Below are 18627 nucleotides of genomic sequence, written 5' to 3'. Positions count from 1 at the left end.
AAGTTAACAGTGTCGATTTAACCTGATGCTATGCGTTTATTTAAAACATATAGAATGATTGGAGGATCAATTCATTTTATTTCTATGAAAAACAGTGTCAGATTAATGTTAGTTTTCTGTCATTAATTCTGTTTGTGGTTGTTGGTTCCTGATTCTATTTAATTTAATGAGTGTATTGTTTTTAATTTTGATGGGTAAAGGCTGAGTATTGATTATCATATAGGCAATATTATGCCCGCTTGGGCAGTTTATTGCTCGGCTGGGCAGTTTTTTGCCCGCTCGGGCTGTGGGGCTTTATTCTTAAGTAAGCGTAATTGAAGGGAATGATTTTTGCTTACGTGTTTATGGATAAATGGTTAGTAAGTTAAGGAAATATAATGAGTCAGAGTATTGTAGTGGGTAATATGGAAACGGTTCATGATGGATTTCTGCCAACGTCTATCATTGTGTGTTCCGCAAGCGTCAAGTTTGGAAGTCGCGTCAATGTGGATTAATAAAACATATGCCATTTTAGCGCTCTCCTTATTTCCTTCGATGGTGTTACATGCTGAGCAAGAAACGTCTGCAGCAGAAGTGTATGAAGTAGGAAATATGTCTCCAGAAAAAGCGTTTGCTACCGGACGACTGCTTCGAGCGCAATACAAAAATATGGAATCGCGACCATACCTCCAGTACGCGGCAGACAACGACAATTCGGATGCCGCCTTTCTCTACGCGATGGAGCTTTCGAACTACAAAACGACCATTAGAACGCCTCCTGAAGCGCGTGAATATCTGCTTAAAGCCGCAGAATTAGGCAATCGTCGCGCCATGAAACATCTTTATACTGATGCCAAGTGGTTAAGAGATCGCGATGTGCAGTATTGGAAAAGCCAGTATTACGATAGTTTGATTCGTTTAGGACGAGATGATCCTGCACAAGCCACTTACGAGCTTGCCCAGTTTTACAAAGGTATGGATAACGAGATGTATAGCTACTATCTCGATAAAGCGGTCAGTTTTAATCATCCACGAGCATTGATGGATAAAGCAAAGCAAGTTCAAGCGGGTGGAGGCCTGTTTTTAATGCCTGGGGAAAGGGAGACCAAGGTGAGAGAGCTCTATCTCGCGGCTGCGAAGACAAACTATATCCCTGCTATGAGACGCTACATCGGTATTTTAGAGAGCAAAGGCCGTTTTGAAGATGCCTATCAATGGCGACTGATGGCGTTAGAGCAAGGTGATATTACCTCTTTGGCAACGGTAGTTAAGATTCTGCTCGGCGATAGCGCATCCTATCATTTTGTGACTCCCGATCGGATCAAAGCGCAAGCCTATTTAGATTTATATCTCTCTGCTGCTGGTACTGAACGTATGCAGTCGCTCTACTCAATATTGGAATTAGAGGAAGAAAGCCTTGCTGGTAAGATGAGTGAGGAAGAAAAAGCACAAGCTAATGACATATTTGTTAACTATAAGAATAATCTGAATTTTTATTATCATGATGTCTTTTGGGATATTAATTAGGTAAATTATACAGTATTAGAAACGGCATATTTTTTTGGGTGAAGATCATGTTTTTGTGATTTTTTATATTTAAAATGCTCCTGTATGAATAGAATGTGCCGAGAATTTTAAATCCCCACGAAATATCGATAAATCTAATGGGGTAATTTAGGAAAGAATTTAATAGCTGATGCTAATTAATAGGTTTTATTGTTTAAATACTCATTAAAATCTACCAGATAATAAATATTAAGAGACTTGAGTTCTATTAGAACTTAAGTCCAATAGATTTAACTTTAATTTTTACAACGTTATGTAACCTTCGGCTTGAGTAAGTGGTAACTAAGTTTAGCTACGCTCTTGTCCGTAATTTTGACAATGATTGGCATAGGTATTGGAGACGTAATATGTCTAAAGAAGGAAGTGTAGCTCCTAAAGAGCGGATTAATATTAAGTATATTCCAGCAACGGGAGATGCACAGGCTGAAGTTGAGTTACCGCTAAAAACTCTGGTGGTGGGTGATTTTAAAGGCCATACCGAAGAGACCCCACTTGAAGAGAGACAAACCGTTTCAGTGGACAAGAACAACTTTGAAGCGGTTATGCGTGAAAGCGATTTGAAACTGACCACTACAGTGCGCAATAAACTGAGTGGCGATGAAAATGCTGAGCTTCCTGTTGAGCTTAGTTTCAAATCTCTTGCTGACTTCGAACCGGATTCAGTGGCAGCACAAGTTCCAGAATTAAATAAATTGGTTGAGCTACGCCAAGCTCTTGTGGCTTTAAAAGGTCCTTTGGGCAATATTCCCGCATTTAGAGAGCGTCTACAAGAGCTACTAAATTCGGAAGAATCGCGTGAAAAACTTCTATCTGAGCTAAGCCTAGTGAGCGGCAAAGAAGAAGAGCCCCAAGCATAAGGCTTGATCAACCCAACTTTTTATTTAATCAAATTTAGGAACGAAATTGATGTCTACTACTGAAGCCGTCTTAGAGAGACAAAGTGCCACCCAAGGCAGTTTACTTGATGAAATCATGGCACAAACGCGCATTGCACCGACTGAAGAAGGGTATGATGTTGCGAAGAAAGGGGTTGCTGCGTTTATTGAGAATCTCATCGGTTCGAATCAAACGGAAGAGCCGGTTAACAAATCACTCGTTGATCAAATGCTGGTTGAGCTTGATAAGAAAATCAGTGCTCAAATGGATGAGATTTTGCACGAAGAGCGTTTCCAGCAGATGGAATCGTCATGGCGTGGTTTGAAACTGTTTATTGACCGTACCGATTTTCGTGAAAACAACAAAGTCGATTTGTTGCATGTAACGAAAGGCGAGTTGCTTGAAGACTTTGAATTTGCACCAGAAACGACGCAATCCGGTCTTTATAAGCACGTTTATTCTTCTGGTTATGGCCAATTTGGTGGTGAGCCGACTGGCGCTATCATCGGTAACTTTGCTTTCACGCCATCAACCCCTGACATGAAGTTACTGCAATACATGGGTGCACTTGGTGCGATGGCTCATGCTCCATTCATTTCTAGTGTAGGCCCTGAGTTTTTTGGTATCGATTCTTTTGAAGAGCTACCAAATATCAAGGATCTTAAGTCAACATTTGAAAGCCCTAAATACACTAAATGGCGTTCTCTACGTGAATCAGAAGATGCGCGTTACCTTGGCTTGACTGCGCCTCGTTTCTTATTGCGCGTACCTTATGACCCAACAGAAAACCCAATTAAATCATTTAATTATGTGGAAAGTGTCAGCGCTTCACACGAACACTATCTATGGGGTAACACCGCGTTTGCTTTCGCTACTCGTTTAACCGATAGCTTTGCCAAGTACCGTTGGTGTCCAAACATCATTGGCCCACAAAGTGGCGGTGCGGTTGAAGATCTGCCAGTACACGTGTTTGAATCGATGGGTGCACTGCAAAGTAAGATCCCAACTGAAGTGTTGGTGACTGACCGTAAAGAGTTTGAATTAGCAGAAGAAGGTTTCATTGCTTTAACCATGCGTAAAGGCAGTGATAACGCCGCATTCTTCTCTGCAAACTCGATCCAAAAGCCAAAAATATTCCCTAATACTAAAGAAGGCAAAGAAGCGGAAACCAACTACAAGTTGGGTACGCAACTGCCATATATGATGATCATCAATCGCCTTGCACACTACGTCAAAGTGCTACAGCGTGAGCAAATTGGTGCTTGGAAAGAGCGTCAAGATCTTGAACGTGAGCTTAATGGCTGGATCAAACAGTACGTGGCTGACCAAGAAAATCCACCAGCAGACGTACGTAGCCGTCGTCCTCTTCGTGCTGCAAAAATCGAAGTCATGGATGTTGAAGGTGAACCAGGTTGGTATCAGGTCTCTCTCTCTGTTCGTCCTCACTTTAAGTACATGGGCGCGAACTTTGAATTGTCATTGGTTGGTCGATTAGATCAAGCATAACCATGACTTATATTGCACCTGAAGAGAGTGCATTTGGTGTCGGCTTCTTTGAACGTTTAGAAGCTGGCACCAAGCCTATGTCTTTGACTCAAGGGCCAAATGCATGGGATGTGCTCCAATCAATCAAACGCAATGTTTCCAATATTTTGAATACTCGCATGGGTGAGGCACAAAGTGCTCCAACGTTAGGTTTAGTGGATTTTAACGATGCAACGTTAGAAACCTTAGACTTATCGCTGCGGATTAAGCTTGCGATACAAAGCTGCTTAGATGTGTATGAGCCCCGTTTACGAAATATTGTGATTCGATCCGAGTCGGACGTGTTTAGCCCTTTGATGCTGCGCTTCCATATTGTGGCCGAAATAAACAGTGATGCGTTACATGAGAAAGTGCAGTTCAACCTGCTACTGGATCAAAACCGAAAGTACCGAGTGTATTAGAAAATTATGGCTCAAGATAAGTACTTCAGAGAAGAGCTTGCTTTCCTTAAAGAACAAGGAAAGCATTTCACTGAAATTCATCCTCAACTCTCTCGCTTTTTACACGGTAAAACGACGGATCCTGATGTCGAACGTTTATTGGAAGGCTTCGCCTTTCTCACCGCTCGCTTGCGCGAAAAAGTTGAAGATGAATTTCCTGAGCTAACGCACTCCATCATCAATATGCTGTGGCCAAACTACTTACGTCCTGTGCCAAGCATGAGTATTGTCTCGTTCACACCGGATAAAAGTGTCAGTGATAAGCAGCAAATCGCTCGTGGCACTCAGCTCGATAGCAAGCCTGTTTTCGGCACCAAATGCCACTTTAGAACCTGTCGTGACGTGCAGATTTACCCACTGAAATGTACTGACGTCACTGCGCAACATACTAGAGAAGCGACCATCATCGAAGTGTCGCTTAATATGTTGGGTGAGATAAGCGTCGGTGATGCGCATCTTGATGATCTGCGCTTTTACTTAGGTGGTGATAAATACAGCTCACAAATGCTCTATTTATGGCTCAACCACTACCTCGATAAGATTTCTGTTGAAGTCGCGGGGGTAGAATTTACGCTGCCGCGCAATAGCTTCCAAACGGTCGGGTTTGATAGCGAGCAGTCGCTTTTGCCTTATCCTTCCAATGTGTATGAAGGTTATCGCGTTTTGCAGGAATACTTGTCGTTTCCTGAAGCATTTCATTTTGTTGACATTACCCGTCTGGCTAGCGTAGTGCCGAAATCAGTGCATGGTGCGTTCAAACTGAAAATCAGTTTTTCGAAAACCTTGCCAGCGGACGTTCGAGTGCGTCAGGATAATTTCCAGTTGTACTGCACCCCTGTCATTAATTTGTTTGAACATGATGCCGATCCGATCGATTTAACGGGCAAGCGTTCAGAGTATCGCATTATCCCCTCTAGTCGTTACCCTTCTCACTATGAAGTGTTCAGCGTTGACGGCGTGTTCGGTTGGCAAGACAAAACTCAAGCCAGCCAACGAATTCGGGGTGAAAAACGTGTCTATTCAGCATTTGAAAGTTTTCAGCATGAAGTGGAGCGGGTTCGAAATCGTGAAGCGCTCTACTACCGCACACGAGTGAGAGACAGTATCCGTGGCGATGGATTTGATAATTTCATCTCTTTCATTCGCGGAGATGAAACGCAATCCATGCATGTCGATGAAGCCATCTCGCTCAAACTCACCTGCACCAATCGCTTATTACCGCTCGAACTCGGTGTCGGTGACATTTGTGAGCCGACAGACAGCTCGCCCCCCTTTGCCACTTTCAGCAATATTACCGTGCCTTCACAATCTCTGCGCCCAGTACTGGATGGCAGTCTATTGTGGGTATTGATTTCTAACTTATCGCTGAATTATTTATCGCTGCTGTCTAAAGATGCCTTAAGCAGTGTGTTGCGAGCTTACGATTTCAGAGCCTTGGTGGATCGCCAAGCGGAGCGTGTTGCGCGTTTGCGTCTTGAAGGGATCCAAAAAATTGAGTCGCAACCCGTGGATAAAATATTGCGCGGTTTGCCAGTGCGAGGGCTGCAATCGACGATTCATATTGATCAAAACTGTTTTGGTTCAGAAGGGGAGCTTTACCTCTTTGGCACAGTGCTTAGCCACTTTTTTGCCCTCTATGCCAGCATCAATTCGTTTCATGAGCTGATTGTTATTAATGCGTCCAATCAAGAGAAGTACACATGGGGAACACAGACAGGAATGCAGCCATTGATCTAGAGATGGCTGCGGCGGCTATGCCGGAGCCTCTACTGGGTTTACCAAGCGATGTACGAACGTACAACTTCTACCAGTTGGTGGAACTGCTGCAAAAACTTAATGCGTTTAATCCTGAATCAGAAGATTGGGAGCGGACATGCCAGTTGGTATTCAGTGCCAACCCAAGTTTAGGCTTTGCACCAGCAGACGTAACCGATTTACGTGAGTTCGCGGATGATCGCCTGATCTTACAAACCAATTTTTTTGGATTAACTGGGGCACAGTCACCGTTGCCTGGTTTTATTTTGCAGCAATTGGTCGAAGAAGATCCCGGTGGTTTCAAGCGGCCCTTTTTAGATTTCTTCAATAATCGGTTGATTAACCTTGTGTATCGCGTATGGCGAAAGTATCGCTATTACGTCCGTTTTCAAGCGGGTGCGCAGGATCAATTTTCATCACAGCTGTTTGCTTTAGTCGGTTTGGGTGATGCGGACTTGCGCGGCGAAACACCGATAAATTGGTGCAAGATGCTGGCTTATGCGGGCACTTTGGCTGGCCGAAGTCGTTCACCGCAAGTGGTGTCTGGCATCATCGCGCACTGCTTTGATCTACAAGAAGTCAGTATTCGCCAGTGGGTTCGACGCAAAGTCCGGATAGAGCCTTATCAGCAGTTTTGCTTAGGTAAGCAGAATGGTGAGCTTGGGATCAACAGCATGTTGGGTGAGTCAGTGATGGACTGTAACGGTAAGTTTGTTATCTGTATCAAAAACTTAACTCGAGAACGATTTGCCGATTTTTTGCCATCAGGCAAAGAACATCAACCGCTGTGTAAGTTGGTGGAGTTTATTTTACGAGAGCAGATGGCTTACGACCTTGAGCTGACCATGCACGAGAGCGAGGCTCCGGTGATGAGTTTATGTCATGACAGTGGTGTGGCTTTGGGTTGGTCATCATTTTTAGGGCGCGATTTGGCGGACAAAAGCGTGCTTATACAAGTAAGGCAATAGCGATATGCAGAAGAAGCAAACGCTTTCAATGGTAGTGACGAATGTGCAACTACTGGAATCAGGATTATCTGCACAAGCGATGTTTAATGTGCAAGGCGGTGTGATTGGCTCTGCAAGTGATGCGCATTGGCAGCTTCGTGACGGTAAAGGGAAAATTCAAAATCATCACTGTTCAATCCGTGTGATTGATGGTGCGTTTTGCATTCAAGATCTGGTTGGTAATACCTATGTTAATGGTTCCCATAAGCCGTTAGGGCAAGGTGCTTCGGCTAAGTTGGAGCATAAAGATGAGGTGGCCATTGGACCTTACCAAATTCGTGTCATTTTTGGTCAAGTGGGTGAAGACGATTCTCTGATTAATGGCTCTTTGGATCAGCTGTTTGCTAAAGAGGGGCTCGATCTACTCAAAGATGGTCCATTGGATGATATCAGCCGCGACGAGGATGAACCAGAGCCGAGTTCAATGGACCCTATCGCCGCTTTAGATGATTTATTGCAAGGTATTAAACAAGAAGAGTCGTTGCTTGAAGAGACGGAAAAACCACTCGCACAAGTACAACATTCATTAGTGCCAGAATACGATAGCCAGCAGTCGCAACTGCAGTTTACGCCTCAAGCTGACAGCGAGTATGAGATGACGTCATCGATTCGATTAAAGAAAATTCTCGGTTTTGGCAAAACCTCCACCGATTTACCACCTATTCCGGCTGTTGAGCACCATGAGACTGCGCAACCACCGACTCATTTGAACATTAACAACAGCATTTACAACGTACCTGAGGGCTTAGCGATGGACGATAAAGTATTAGATCTACTTGAGGAAGAAGTGGCGAGAAGCTACCACCCTCACTCCGAGCAACACAACAGCTCGTCAAACAATGCATCACACTTATTGACCGGCCCTATGCTCACCGGGCTAGGTGTTGACGTTGGCAATAGCCACGATATGGCGAAAATGCACATGCTTTCAGAAGAGCTTGGGCAATCGTTGCAAGCGTGTGTGCAAGGTTTGCTTGAGCTTCACCAGCAAGTGAGTGAAGGGCGTTTTGGTATGATGAATCGTAACTTGCAACCGATTGAAGATAACCCACTTCGCTTGGGGCTATCATACGAAGAAACCATTCGTACCCTGTATGATGCTGATAAAAGTGTGGTGCACTTGTCTGCCCCAGCGGCGATTGCCGAAAGCCTAAAAAATGTGCGCGACCATAACGAAGCAATGCAGCACGCCACTAGTGAAGCCCTAAATCAGATTCTTAATGCCTTTTCTCCTCAAGTGCTACTGCGCCGTTTTCAACACTACAAGCGCAATAGTGATGCACAGAATCACTCTTCAGATGCTTGGGCGTGGGAGATGTATTGCCACTACTACCAAGAGCTCACTTCTAATCGCCAAAAAGGATTTGAGAAACTGTTTTGGGAAATTTTCGAGCAGTCTTACGACAAGAAAATTCGTGAAAAACAGCTGGAGCTATAACGGTGAACAAGCGGTCTTTTGTCCTGCTGATGCTACTGACGGTATTAACCGCCTGTAGCTCATCAGAAAAGTATGAGCCAGCCACACAGCCGACCAAGGTAACGTTCAGTCTCGTTAGTGATGAAGGTACTAACCCTAATATTTGGGGTGAAGCGTCGCCGATAGAGGTTCAAGTGTTTGAGCTCAAAGATGATTCGATGTTTATGTCTGCCGATTATGACCAAGTAAAAGCAGACTACAAAAAAGCGTTACGCAGCAATTTTATCGCCAATTACGATTATGTAATGACACCAGGCCAGTTTAAGTTTGTGAACGCGTTCGAGATTGATGAAGGCACGAACTACATTGGGGTCATGGCGCATTTTGCTGAACCTGAGCTGAGTGAATGGAAAAAGGCCGTCAAAGTGCTTAACAAAGGTAGGGAATATCATCTTTTGATGTATTTCAAAGACTACGATGTAAAACTGGAAAGGGTGGAATAACAAGATGTTTGCGCGTAATCGTGTCATTTGGAATGAAGGTCTATTCATTAAACCGCAGCATTTCCAGCAGCAGCAACGCTATTTTGAATATCATATTGATGAACGCATCTCATCAGTCAGTGGCTATCTTTACGGAGTATCAGAGTTATCACTTAACCCTGAATATCTCTCTTTTGGTCGTATCGCGATCGAACGTGCGGTCGGCATTATGCCTGATGGAACCGTTTTCCGTATTCCTCAGGAAGATGTGTTGCCAGATGCTCTCGAGATTGCCGATGCTTCGCTTGCAAACCAGTTGGTCTATTTAGCGGTGCCACTTCGCAGTGAATCGTTAATGGAGATTAACTGGCCTGAAGAGCGTGGAACCGGGCGTTACTTAAGCAATCGTTTAGAAGTGCGTGATGTGCATACCGTGCGCGGTGACACCACGACGCTAGATGTCTCACCTGTTCGTGTGCAGTTGATGCTTGAAAAAGAAGACAGAAGCTCTTACGCCTCAATTGCGATCGCTCGTATTTTAGAAAAACGTCCTGATGGCAGTGTCGTACTCGATCCGGACTTTATTCCGTGCCATCTTAATGTTGCGAGCAATGCGGCTTTGCACCGTTTTATTAACGAAATCTCTGGGTTAATGCGCGAACGTGCCAAAAACATTGCTCAGCGTATCAGTTCTCCCTCTCAAGGCGGGGTCGCGGATGTGTCTGATTTTATGTTGTTGCAAGCCCTGAATCGCTTACAACCCCAGATGCAACACTTGGCAGAGCTACGCAGTTTGCACCCGGAACGTTTATTTGAGTGCCTGTCATGCGTATGTGGAGAATTGGCTACATTTACCGATGAAAGTCGTTTACCACCGAGCATCCCGAGCTACAACCATGAAATGCCGACCCACTCTTTTGGGCCGCTGATCCGCAACTTAAGACAGAGCCTAAGTATCGTACTTGAGCCTAGAGCGGTCTCGATTCAGTTGGATAAACGTAAGTACGGCCTGATGGTTGCCCCAATCCACGACCCTCAACTGGTTGAAAGCGCAGAATTCATCATCGCGGTGAAAGCACGCATGCCATTAGATGAACTGCGTCGTCTCTTTACTCAGCAGACCAAAGTATCGTCAGTGGAGAAAATCCGCGAGCTCATTTCACTGCAATTACCGGGCATTCCAATTACACCGTTACCAGTTGCACCAAGGCAGTTGCCTTACCACGCCGGTTATACCTATTACCAATTGGATAAAACCAGCTCAGCATGGTCGATGTTAGGTCGCTCAAGTGGTTTTGCTTTCCATGTCGCGGGTGCGTTTGAAGATCTTGACCTGCAATTCTGGGCGATTAGGAGCTGATGATGGCCATTGATAAAAAAAACACCCAATACAGCGGTCTGCTTTTTGACAGCGTCGAGCAGATCAACCACGACCAAGATTACTGGTTTCAACTGCGTGGTGATAACCCTAATGTTTTGATTGATGCTGCTACCCCTCTGTTTGGTTTGTCGCTGCGGGTACGCAGCTTGTCAGAGTGCGAAAACATTGAGCAGATCTACAAACAGACGGTGGAAGAGATTAAAGCGATTGAAATCGAGCTTGCCGAGCAAGGGTTTGAGCATGCGATTTTGATGGCTTATCGCTACATTCTGTGCGCGTTTTTGGATGAAGCCGTCATGGGAACCGAGTGGGGTGCATCTAGTGTGTGGGCTGAACATTCTATGCTGTCTCGTTTCCACAGTGAGACTTGGGGCGGCGAAAAAGTGTTTACCATCTTAAGTCGCTTGGAAGGTGAACCTAAACGTTATCGCGCGTTGCTAGAGTTTATCTATCAATGCCTAGTGTTAGGTTTTGAAGGTAAATACCGTGTGATGGAAAGCGGCCACAACGAGCGTGAAAAGGTGATCAGTCGTTTACATGACACCGTCAGTTCGTTGGATGAAAACGAGCCGAAAGAACTGACCTCCGCCACCGACCATGTGGTGAAATCAAAATATAAGTTAAGCAGGCAGTTACCGGTTTGGTCAGTGCTGCTTGGTTTTGTCATTATTTGGGTCGGTGTGTTTTTAGGCTATTCCTATTTACTGCACAGCCAATCGGCAGACGTATTAAACCAATTGAACCAAATACTCTAATTATAAAAGGCTAGGTGATTGTAGTGATCCGTATTGAATTACCCACATTAATTTCAAAACTCAATGAACAGAGTAAGCTAGCCCTAGAGCAAGCCGCTTCATTATGTATTGAACGTCAGCACCCAGAAGTGACCTATGAGCACTTCTTACATGTGTTGCTAGAGAACCCACTTTCGGATGTGCGTGTGATAGCTAAGCACGCTAACTTAGATGTGGAAACCGTAAAACAAGCCATCAGTGCAAGTTACGCTCGTGAACAAGTGTTAGATACCTATCCAGCATTCTCGCCACTGTTGGTTGAGCTATTGCAGGAAGCTTGGTTGCTTTCTACCACTGAGCTGAATCAGAATCAGCTTCGTTCGGGTGTGGTGTTTTTAGCCGCGTTGATGCGCGCTGATCGTTACCTACCACTTAAACTAATCCGTCTTTTTGAACACATCAACAAAGAGAGCCTAAACAAAGGGTTTGATACGCTGTTGCAAGACTCTTCCGAGTCGGCGGTTGAAAAAAGCAAAGCGGGTTCTCAAGTTCCTGCCGCGCTGGATGCAGCGTCATCTTCGCCACTGCATAAATACTGCACCAATGTCACGGCGCAAGCGCGTAACGGCGAACTGGACCCAGTATTGTGTCGTGAAAACGAACTCAATTTGATGATCGACATCTTGTGTCGTCGTCGTAAAAACAACCCCATCGTTGTGGGAGACGCTGGTGTCGGTAAAAGCGCCATGATTGAAGGGCTTGCATTGCGCGTCGTTGCGGGCAATGTGCCGACACAGTTGCAAAATGTAGAGTTGTGCTCACTCGATCTAGGCTTGTTGCAAGCGGGTGCTTCAGTCAAAGGTGAATTTGAAAAACGTCTTAAAGGCGTGATTGACGCGATCAAAACCTCGCCTAAACCGATCATTTTGTTTATCGATGAAGCGCACACTTTAATTGGTTCTGGCAACCAAGAGGGTGGTAGTGATGCGGCCAACTTGCTCAAGCCAGCTCTTGCGCGAGGCGAGCTCAGTACTGTCGCAGCCACCACATGGAAAGAGTACAAAAAGTATTTTGAAAAAGATCCTGCGCTGACTCGTCGTTTCCAGTTAGTGAAATTAGAAGAGCCGAGCATCAGCCAAGCAGTAGATATTCTGCGTGGCTTGAATCGTGTTTACGAAAAAGCCCATAACGTATTGATTACTGATGATGCATTGAAAGCCGCCGCCGAGCTTTCAGCGCGTTACATTTCAGGTAGACAACTGCCGGATAAAGCGATTGATGTGTTGGATACTGCTTGCGCGCGTATTGCAATTAATATCACCACACCGCCGAAGCGCTTAGCGCAACTAGAGACCGCTTGCCATCAACGTCAACTTGAAATTGATATGCTTGAGCGTGCTCAATATTTAGGTCAAGTGGTTGATTCGCATCGCTTGGATGAGCTATGTAGCCAAGAAGTGGCCGATGAAGCTGAAAAAGCGACCTTGACTCAAAGCTGGCAAGAGCAAAAAGCGATCATTGAGCGCATTATTATCCTACGCGATCAGCTCTTAGATGGCGCTGAGGATCATGGTGAGCAGACCCAAGTTGAGCGCGATGAGTTACTTGTTCAATTGCAGGAGCAATATCGAGCTTTAGAAGAGATCCCTCATAATGATCGTCTCATGCATCCACAAGTCGATGCTCAGCAAATAGCGGAAGTGATTGCGGACTGGACGGGCGTGCCCGTTGACCAAATGAACAGCGATGAGCTGCATAAAATCACCCACCTAACGGCTATTTTAGGTGAGGCAATCAAAGGGCAAGATACTGCGATTGAGCGTGTTCACCGTAACTTATTAACGGCGCGCGCGGATTTGCGCCGTCCGGGGCGTCCAAAAGGTTCCTTCCTACTCGTGGGTCCAAGTGGCGTTGGTAAAACCGAAACGGTAGTCCAACTGGCGCAACAACTTTATGGTGGTAAACAATTTTTAACCACTATCAACATGTCGGAATATCAAGAAAAGCATACCGTTTCACGCCTGATTGGTTCGCCTCCGGGTTATGTTGGTTATGGTGAGGGTGGCATTCTTACCGAAGCGATTCGTAAAATGCCGTACTCTGTGGTGCTGTTAGACGAAGTTGAAAAAGCGCATCCAGAAGTGCTCAATATTTTCTACCAAGCCTTTGATAAAGGTGAGCTGGCCGATGGTGAAGGTCGAGTGATCGACTGCCAAAACATCGTTTTCTTCCTCACCTCGAATTTAGGTTACCAAACCATAGTCGATTACGCGCAGCAGCCTCAGTTGCTTGATGAGCAGCTTTACCCAGAACTTGCGGCTTTCTTCAAACCCGCCTTACTGGCTCGTATGGAGATTATTCCGTATCTACCGCTCAGCAAAGAAGTGCTAGAGCAGATTGTGCGTGGCAAGTTAACCCGCCTTGAGCAGCTCTTTAAACAGCGTTATGCCGCTGACGTGGTGATTGAAGATAGCTTGATCGAAGAGATCTTAAGCCGTGCCACGCGCTCTGAAAATGGGGCTCGTATGCTGGAAGCGATCATCGAAGGTCAATTACTACCACCGATTTCATTAGCTTTGTTAAATAAATTGGCTGATAAACAACCAGTGCAACGCATCTATTTAGCGGCGGAAGAGGGTGAGTTTATTGGAGAGGTTGAGTGATCATGAGTCACTGGTTAGCTTACGCAACCGAGCTTGTTGTCGCGAGAAAGCCTAGCCAATTGGCCGCATTGTTTGTAGAAACGCTGCGCCGAGAGCTAAGGCTCGATACTTGCTTGTTACTGGTTCCCAGTTCAGACGGCCGTACCTTAGTGCCACAGGATAACCCGCTGAATTTAAGCTGGTCGGTCACCGATTTTGATTGTCCGTTTGCCCATGTATTGCAATCGGCCAAATCGATGCACTTAACCGCTGATGAATTGGTTTTTTGGCAATCTAATCGCCTGTTTAGTCAACTCACTAGCCGGGTCGGCATGTTAGATAGCGTGGTTGTACACCCGTTACCGAATGGGGATACACAAGTTCAGTCTATTTTGATGTTGATTGGTGAAACCCATACCTTGGAAGGCCTATTTGAGCAGCCAGATTTTATCAAGTATGTGGATGTTTTTTGCCATCAGTGGTCGTTGCTTAATGAGATGCAACGGGAAGAACAAAATCGACAAAACTTATCGGAATCCTTGTCTGACGTTCAGCGAGACAACGCTCGTCGTTCATTAATTGCGAGCCTCTCTGAAACCTTAATCGGTAACAGTTTGGCGATGAAAAAATTAAGAGAGCAGATCATCAACGCCGCGCCATCACAGCTTTCAGTGATGGTGCAAGGTGAAACAGGGACAGGTAAAGAGTTGGTCGCGCAAGCGGTGCACCAACTCTCGCCCCGTAAACAAGCGCCATTTGTTGCTATTAACTGCGCGGCTATCCCTGAAAACTTATTGGAAAGTGAACTGTTCGGCTACTGCAAAGGGGCGTTTTCCGGCGCGGATAGCGATAAACAAGGGTTGATTGCGCAAGCCGATGGCGGAACCCTGTTTTTGGATGAAATCGGTGATATGCCCTTGAGCCTGCAAGCCAAATTACTGCGAGTGTTGGAATCTCGATCTTTTCGGCCGATTGGCGGTAAAAACGAACAATCTTCTGATTTTCGTTTGGTTTCAGCAACGCATGTCAATCTTCTCGAACAAGTGCGTAATAAATCGTTTCGTCAGGATCTTTATTACCGCTTATTTCAGTACCCGATCACTTTGCCACGCCTTGCGGCAAGGATGGATGATATTGAACGGCTTAGCCAACATTTTGTGCGCAGCTTTAATCAGCAGCATGCAACCAACATTCGGGGTGTGCACTATAAAGCGATCGATTGCCTAAAACGTTATGACTTTCCCGGTAACGTGCGTGAACTCAAGCACCTTATTGAATTTGGTTGTGCGCAAACACTGGATGGCACACAGGTGGAGGAGTCCTGCTTTACACAACGTTTAGCATACACTAAAGCCGATCAGCAGCCAGAGACTGAACGACATGGGCATAAGGTCGCTAAAGCTGAGCCCGGTGTCAGCCGAGTGGTGGATGATTTAAAACAAGCGGTGAATGAATTTGAGTCTCGTATTATCCGTGAGCGCCTCCAATACTTTGCTGGTGATAGGGCCAAAGCGGCCCAAAGCCTCGGTATTCCCAAGCGGACCTTGGCCTATAAATGCCAAAAATTGGAGATTAAAACACCATGAATAAACGGTTGTTTAGGCTCACAGTTTGCCTCTCTATGACGCTGTATTTCCCCATGGCGAATGCGGAAAATGACGCTATAGCACAAGCAGAGCAATGCACTACGATCACATCTCGGTTAGAGCGATTGAGCTGTTTTGACCACCTGTTTAAAACGCCTTCTGACGTGGTGATGCCCCAAGCGGTAACGCCCAATGCACCGCTATCTTGGCAACGAGCCTTTGATAGCATCAGCCAGTATCAAGACGGGGAAGCAAGTCACTTAACCGTTGAGGGCGACGATGATAAAGGGAATGCGTGGATTACTTTGGTTGCGTTAAATCAAAATACAAAGTTTGACGATAACGCTAAACCTGTGCTGCTGATGAGCTGTATCGACAATTTGAGTCGAGTGGAATTGGCGTTTCCTAGCGCGATTGATGACCCTCGCATCCAAGTGTCGATTGCTAATATGCAGGCACAATCTTGGCGTAGTGACGATTTAGGTTTGCTCTTTTCCTCAGGCAGAGGCATGCCAGCGATTGAGATGATGAAAGCGATGGCGCGAGAAAATCGCCTTGTGCTGCGTTCAAACTCTCCTTTTGTTGATGGATTGCAGTTTGATGCGAGCGAGCTTTCGCAATCATTAACGGCACTAAAAACACGCTGTGGTTGGTAAGGAGTTCCAATGGAGTTAACCGATTATCGCCGCTGTATTACTCAGCCTATTCAAGCCGATAACCCTGTGGGTGAGCGCCTGATTGATGATCCACTGTTTGATTTTGTTGAAGATCAAATGATGAAAGTGGGGTCACTCTCCCACGCTAGTGTGCAATGGGATGAAGTCGAACACAGTACGCTCAAACTGCTCAGCGAAAAAAGTAAAGATCTCAAATTATTGATCTACTTGTTGCAGTGTTTGCATAACCAAGTCACACCGCTACGTTTCACCACGTCGCTGCAGCTGCTGAGCGATTTCATGTCCCTTTACTGGGAAGATTGCTTCCCTGCGCCAGGCAAAAGAGGCAGTTTGCCACGTCGCAAATTCTTCAGCCAGATTGTGCAGCGGTTAGCCTTAGTCATCGACAAGTTAGATTTCGCACAATTTGATGGACCAGATCGTGATGAGTTAAACACCGCGATCGACGCGCTACAGCAAGCGACTACTCAAGCCGGACTGATGTCTGAAAGCGTTGAAAGTCTAGTGGCTAAAGTTCAAGCCCAGCTGCGCCGTGCAACAGAACGTGAGCAAGCCACTCAACATGTGCAAGAGACTCCGGCGGTTGAACGTAAAACCACCACCCAGAGCGCCATCTCCGTCGACAGTTCAAGTGACAAAGCCACTAAGCAGACCTTACTAAAGGTAGCTGAGTTTTTGTCTGAACAAGAGTTCGGCATTGCCTTGGCAATACGAGTCAGGCGTTTTGCCGTGTGGTCAAGTATTACCTCATTACCTGAGCACGACGTCAGCGGTGAAACACTGTTACGGGCGATGGCGCAAGAACGAATCAAAGAGTATCACGACCAAATGCGTAGCCCAGATTTAGCCTTATGGCGCAAGGTAGAGCAGAGTTTGACCATGGCACCTTACTGGTTTGAAGGGCAGATGATGAGCTATCAAATCGCGCAAAGCTTAGGCCAAAAGGCGTGGAGTGAAGCCATTTTGAGTGAAAGCCAGCAGTTTGTGGCACGTCTACCTGCGCTGCTCGAGTTGAAATTCAAAGGAGGCGAGCCTTTTGTCAATGCGAGCGTAAAAGAGTGGCTACTCAGCCAGCAGCAAAGTAGCGCCCAAGGCCAAGTAGCAGGTGATTGGCAAGACAAACGCAAAGAGGCGTTTAGCTTAGCGAAAGAGGGAGGCATTGCGGTGGCGCTCTCTATGCTCAACGATGGTCTGGTCAGCGCCAGTGAGCCAAGGGATAAATTCTATTGGCGGTTATTATCGGCTGATTTGTTAAATAGCAATAATTTAGATGCGATGGCGAAAGAACAGTACCAAACGTTACATGCTCAGGTTAGCACCATGAGCGTTACCGATTGGGAACCCTCATTAGTTGAGCAATTAGAACAATACACAACGTCAGAGTAAACGAAGGACACAAACCCATGTGGAAATTTATTGTTGGGATCGCAAGAAAGTTAACACCGGGCATTGCCGCGGCGATGCCTATTTTGCTATTTAGCACATTCATTCTATTGAATGTTGCGATTTGGTGGGCAGGTCCTTGGCTAGAGATCGCGGGTAATAAGCCACTTGAATCGATAACCGCTCGCGCAGTGGCAAGTAGCTTGTTCACTTTAGGTGCATTGGCCGTTTGGGGTGTTTGGCAGTGGCGAAAATTGCAAGGTTTTAAAGCCGAGCAAAAGCGTGAAGATCAGCTTCGCCAAGATCCAATTAAAGCCTATGAAGAGCGCCAAGAGGTTGAGCTGAACCAAGTGATGGTCAGCATGAAAGAGAACCTCAATAAACGTAATTATCTTTATGCGTTGCCATGGTATTTAGTGCTCGGTTTGGAAAATGCCGGTAAAACCAGCCTCATCAACCGCTCTGGGCAAAACTTTGTTTTTTCTTCGGTAATGCGAGCCTCGGGTCAAAAAAGTGAAAACCCGTATTCGTTTGATTGGTGGATTGGCGATGAATCGGTATTGATCGATCCAGATGGAGAGCTACTGACACAAGGTAACCATAGTAATGATAACGATGGTGCGATGGAACGCCGTTTGTGGCTTCATTTTGTTAATTGGTTGGAGAGAACGCGTAGCCGTCGTCCACTCAACGGTATCGTTTTAGCGTTAGACGTTTCTCACTTAGCAACCGCAACTGCAACCGAGCGTAAAGCTTACGCCAATTTATTACGTGCTCGCTTACGTGAACTGATGGAGACGTTATCCACGCGTTTACCTGTCTATATTGCATTGACGAAATTGGATTTATTACACGGTTTTGAACCTTTCTTTAAACATTACTCGCGCAGTCAGCGTGAAGATGTGCTGGGCTTTACCTTTTCGCTCGACTCTATTGATGACTTGGATAACTGGCTCAACGAGTTTTCAAAAGACTACAGTCAGTTTGTTGAGCGCATTAATGATGTACTGCCGCATGCGGTTTCTGTACCTATGGATCTCGAAGAGCGCAATGCTATTTATAGCTTCACGCGTCAAATTTCTGGTTTAAAAGAGATCTTATTACAATTTTTCAACGATGCATTGGCCAGTGATCAGTTCTCTACGTCGGCTTTGGTG

General features: G+C 45.7%; 15 protein-coding genes. All 15 read left to right on the top strand.

The features are described from left to right. Nucleotides 1-417: 417 nt before the first annotated feature. Nucleotides 418-1506 carry a hypothetical protein gene (locus AACQ17_RS14235; protein ID WP_094147434.1) on the top strand — a complete coding sequence of 363 codons (1089 nt, stop codon included), beginning with the start codon at nt 418-420 and terminating at the stop codon, nt 1504-1506. Nucleotides 1507-1892: 386 nt separating this feature from the next. Beyond that, nucleotides 1893-2402: a type VI secretion system contractile sheath small subunit gene (tssB, locus tag AACQ17_RS14230; RefSeq protein WP_017043584.1), complete on the top strand. Its 510-nt coding sequence runs from the start codon at nt 1893-1895 to the stop codon at nt 2400-2402. A 49-nt stretch (nt 2403-2451) separates the two neighbouring features. After that, on the top strand, nt 2452-3927 hold the full coding sequence (tssC, locus tag AACQ17_RS14225; RefSeq protein WP_026027753.1) for a type VI secretion system contractile sheath large subunit: 1476 nt from the start codon (nt 2452-2454) through the stop codon (nt 3925-3927). Nucleotides 3928-3929: 2 nt separating this feature from the next. Beyond that, a complete protein-coding gene (tssE, locus tag AACQ17_RS14220; RefSeq protein WP_013868295.1) occupies nt 3930-4367 on the top strand; it encodes a type VI secretion system baseplate subunit TssE in 438 nt (145 codons plus the stop codon). A gap of 6 nt (nt 4368-4373) precedes the next feature. Beyond that, on the top strand, nt 4374-6143 hold the full coding sequence (gene tssF / locus AACQ17_RS14215) for a type VI secretion system baseplate subunit TssF (RefSeq protein ID WP_013868296.1): 1770 nt from the start codon (nt 4374-4376) through the stop codon (nt 6141-6143). Beyond that, nucleotides 6107-7129 carry a type VI secretion system baseplate subunit TssG gene (tssG, locus tag AACQ17_RS14210; protein WP_094147759.1) on the top strand — a complete coding sequence of 341 codons (1023 nt, stop codon included), beginning with the start codon at nt 6107-6109 and terminating at the stop codon, nt 7127-7129. Before tssF ends, tssG begins: the two co-directional genes overlap by 37 nt. Nucleotides 7130-7133: 4 nt before the next feature. Further along, on the top strand, nt 7134-8606 hold the full coding sequence (gene tagH / locus AACQ17_RS14205; RefSeq protein ID WP_017046817.1) for a type VI secretion system-associated FHA domain protein TagH: 1473 nt from the start codon (nt 7134-7136) through the stop codon (nt 8604-8606). Between the two features lie 2 nt (nt 8607-8608). After that, entirely contained in the window at nt 8609-9088 is a 480-nt protein-coding gene (gene tssJ / locus AACQ17_RS14200; protein ID WP_013868298.1) for a type VI secretion system lipoprotein TssJ, read from the top strand. 4 nt (nt 9089-9092) lie between these two features. Further along, nucleotides 9093-10427 (top strand): type VI secretion system baseplate subunit TssK, encoded by a 1335-nt coding sequence (tssK, locus tag AACQ17_RS14195; RefSeq protein WP_017044997.1) that lies wholly within the window; start codon nt 9093-9095, stop codon nt 10425-10427. A gap of 2 nt (nt 10428-10429) precedes the next feature. Continuing rightward, nucleotides 10430-11203 (top strand): type IVB secretion system protein IcmH/DotU, encoded by a 774-nt coding sequence (icmH, locus tag AACQ17_RS14190; protein ID WP_026028435.1) that lies wholly within the window; start codon nt 10430-10432, stop codon nt 11201-11203. 23 nt (nt 11204-11226) lie between these two features. Next, nucleotides 11227-13845, top strand: coding sequence for a type VI secretion system ATPase TssH (gene tssH, locus AACQ17_RS14185; protein ID WP_094147758.1), 2619 nt, complete (start codon nt 11227-11229; stop codon nt 13843-13845). Between the two features lie 2 nt (nt 13846-13847). Further along, entirely contained in the window at nt 13848-15410 is a 1563-nt protein-coding gene (locus tag AACQ17_RS14180) for a sigma-54 interaction domain-containing protein (RefSeq protein ID WP_166538028.1), read from the top strand. Further along, nucleotides 15407-16066: a type VI secretion system-associated protein VasI gene (gene vasI / locus AACQ17_RS14175; protein WP_094147756.1), complete on the top strand. Its 660-nt coding sequence runs from the start codon at nt 15407-15409 to the stop codon at nt 16064-16066. The genes AACQ17_RS14180 and vasI overlap by 4 nt, the downstream gene beginning before the upstream one ends. A 9-nt stretch (nt 16067-16075) precedes the next feature. Next, nucleotides 16076-17473 (top strand): type VI secretion system protein TssA, encoded by a 1398-nt coding sequence (gene tssA, locus AACQ17_RS14170; protein WP_017046812.1) that lies wholly within the window; start codon nt 16076-16078, stop codon nt 17471-17473. Nucleotides 17474-17490: 17 nt separating this feature from the next. Beyond that, nucleotides 17491-18627: type VI secretion system membrane subunit TssM (gene tssM / locus AACQ17_RS14165; protein WP_141201470.1), on the top strand; the 1137-nt coding region annotated here is incomplete at its 3' end.

The sequence above is a fragment of the Vibrio sp. V10_P2A27P122 genome, from assembly GCF_963874335.1.
GTDB lineage: Bacteria > Pseudomonadota > Gammaproteobacteria > Enterobacterales > Vibrionaceae > Vibrio > Vibrio anguillarum.
The sequence above is the reverse complement of the archived record's forward strand: the minus strand, read 5'-3'. Positions and strand labels throughout refer to the sequence as shown.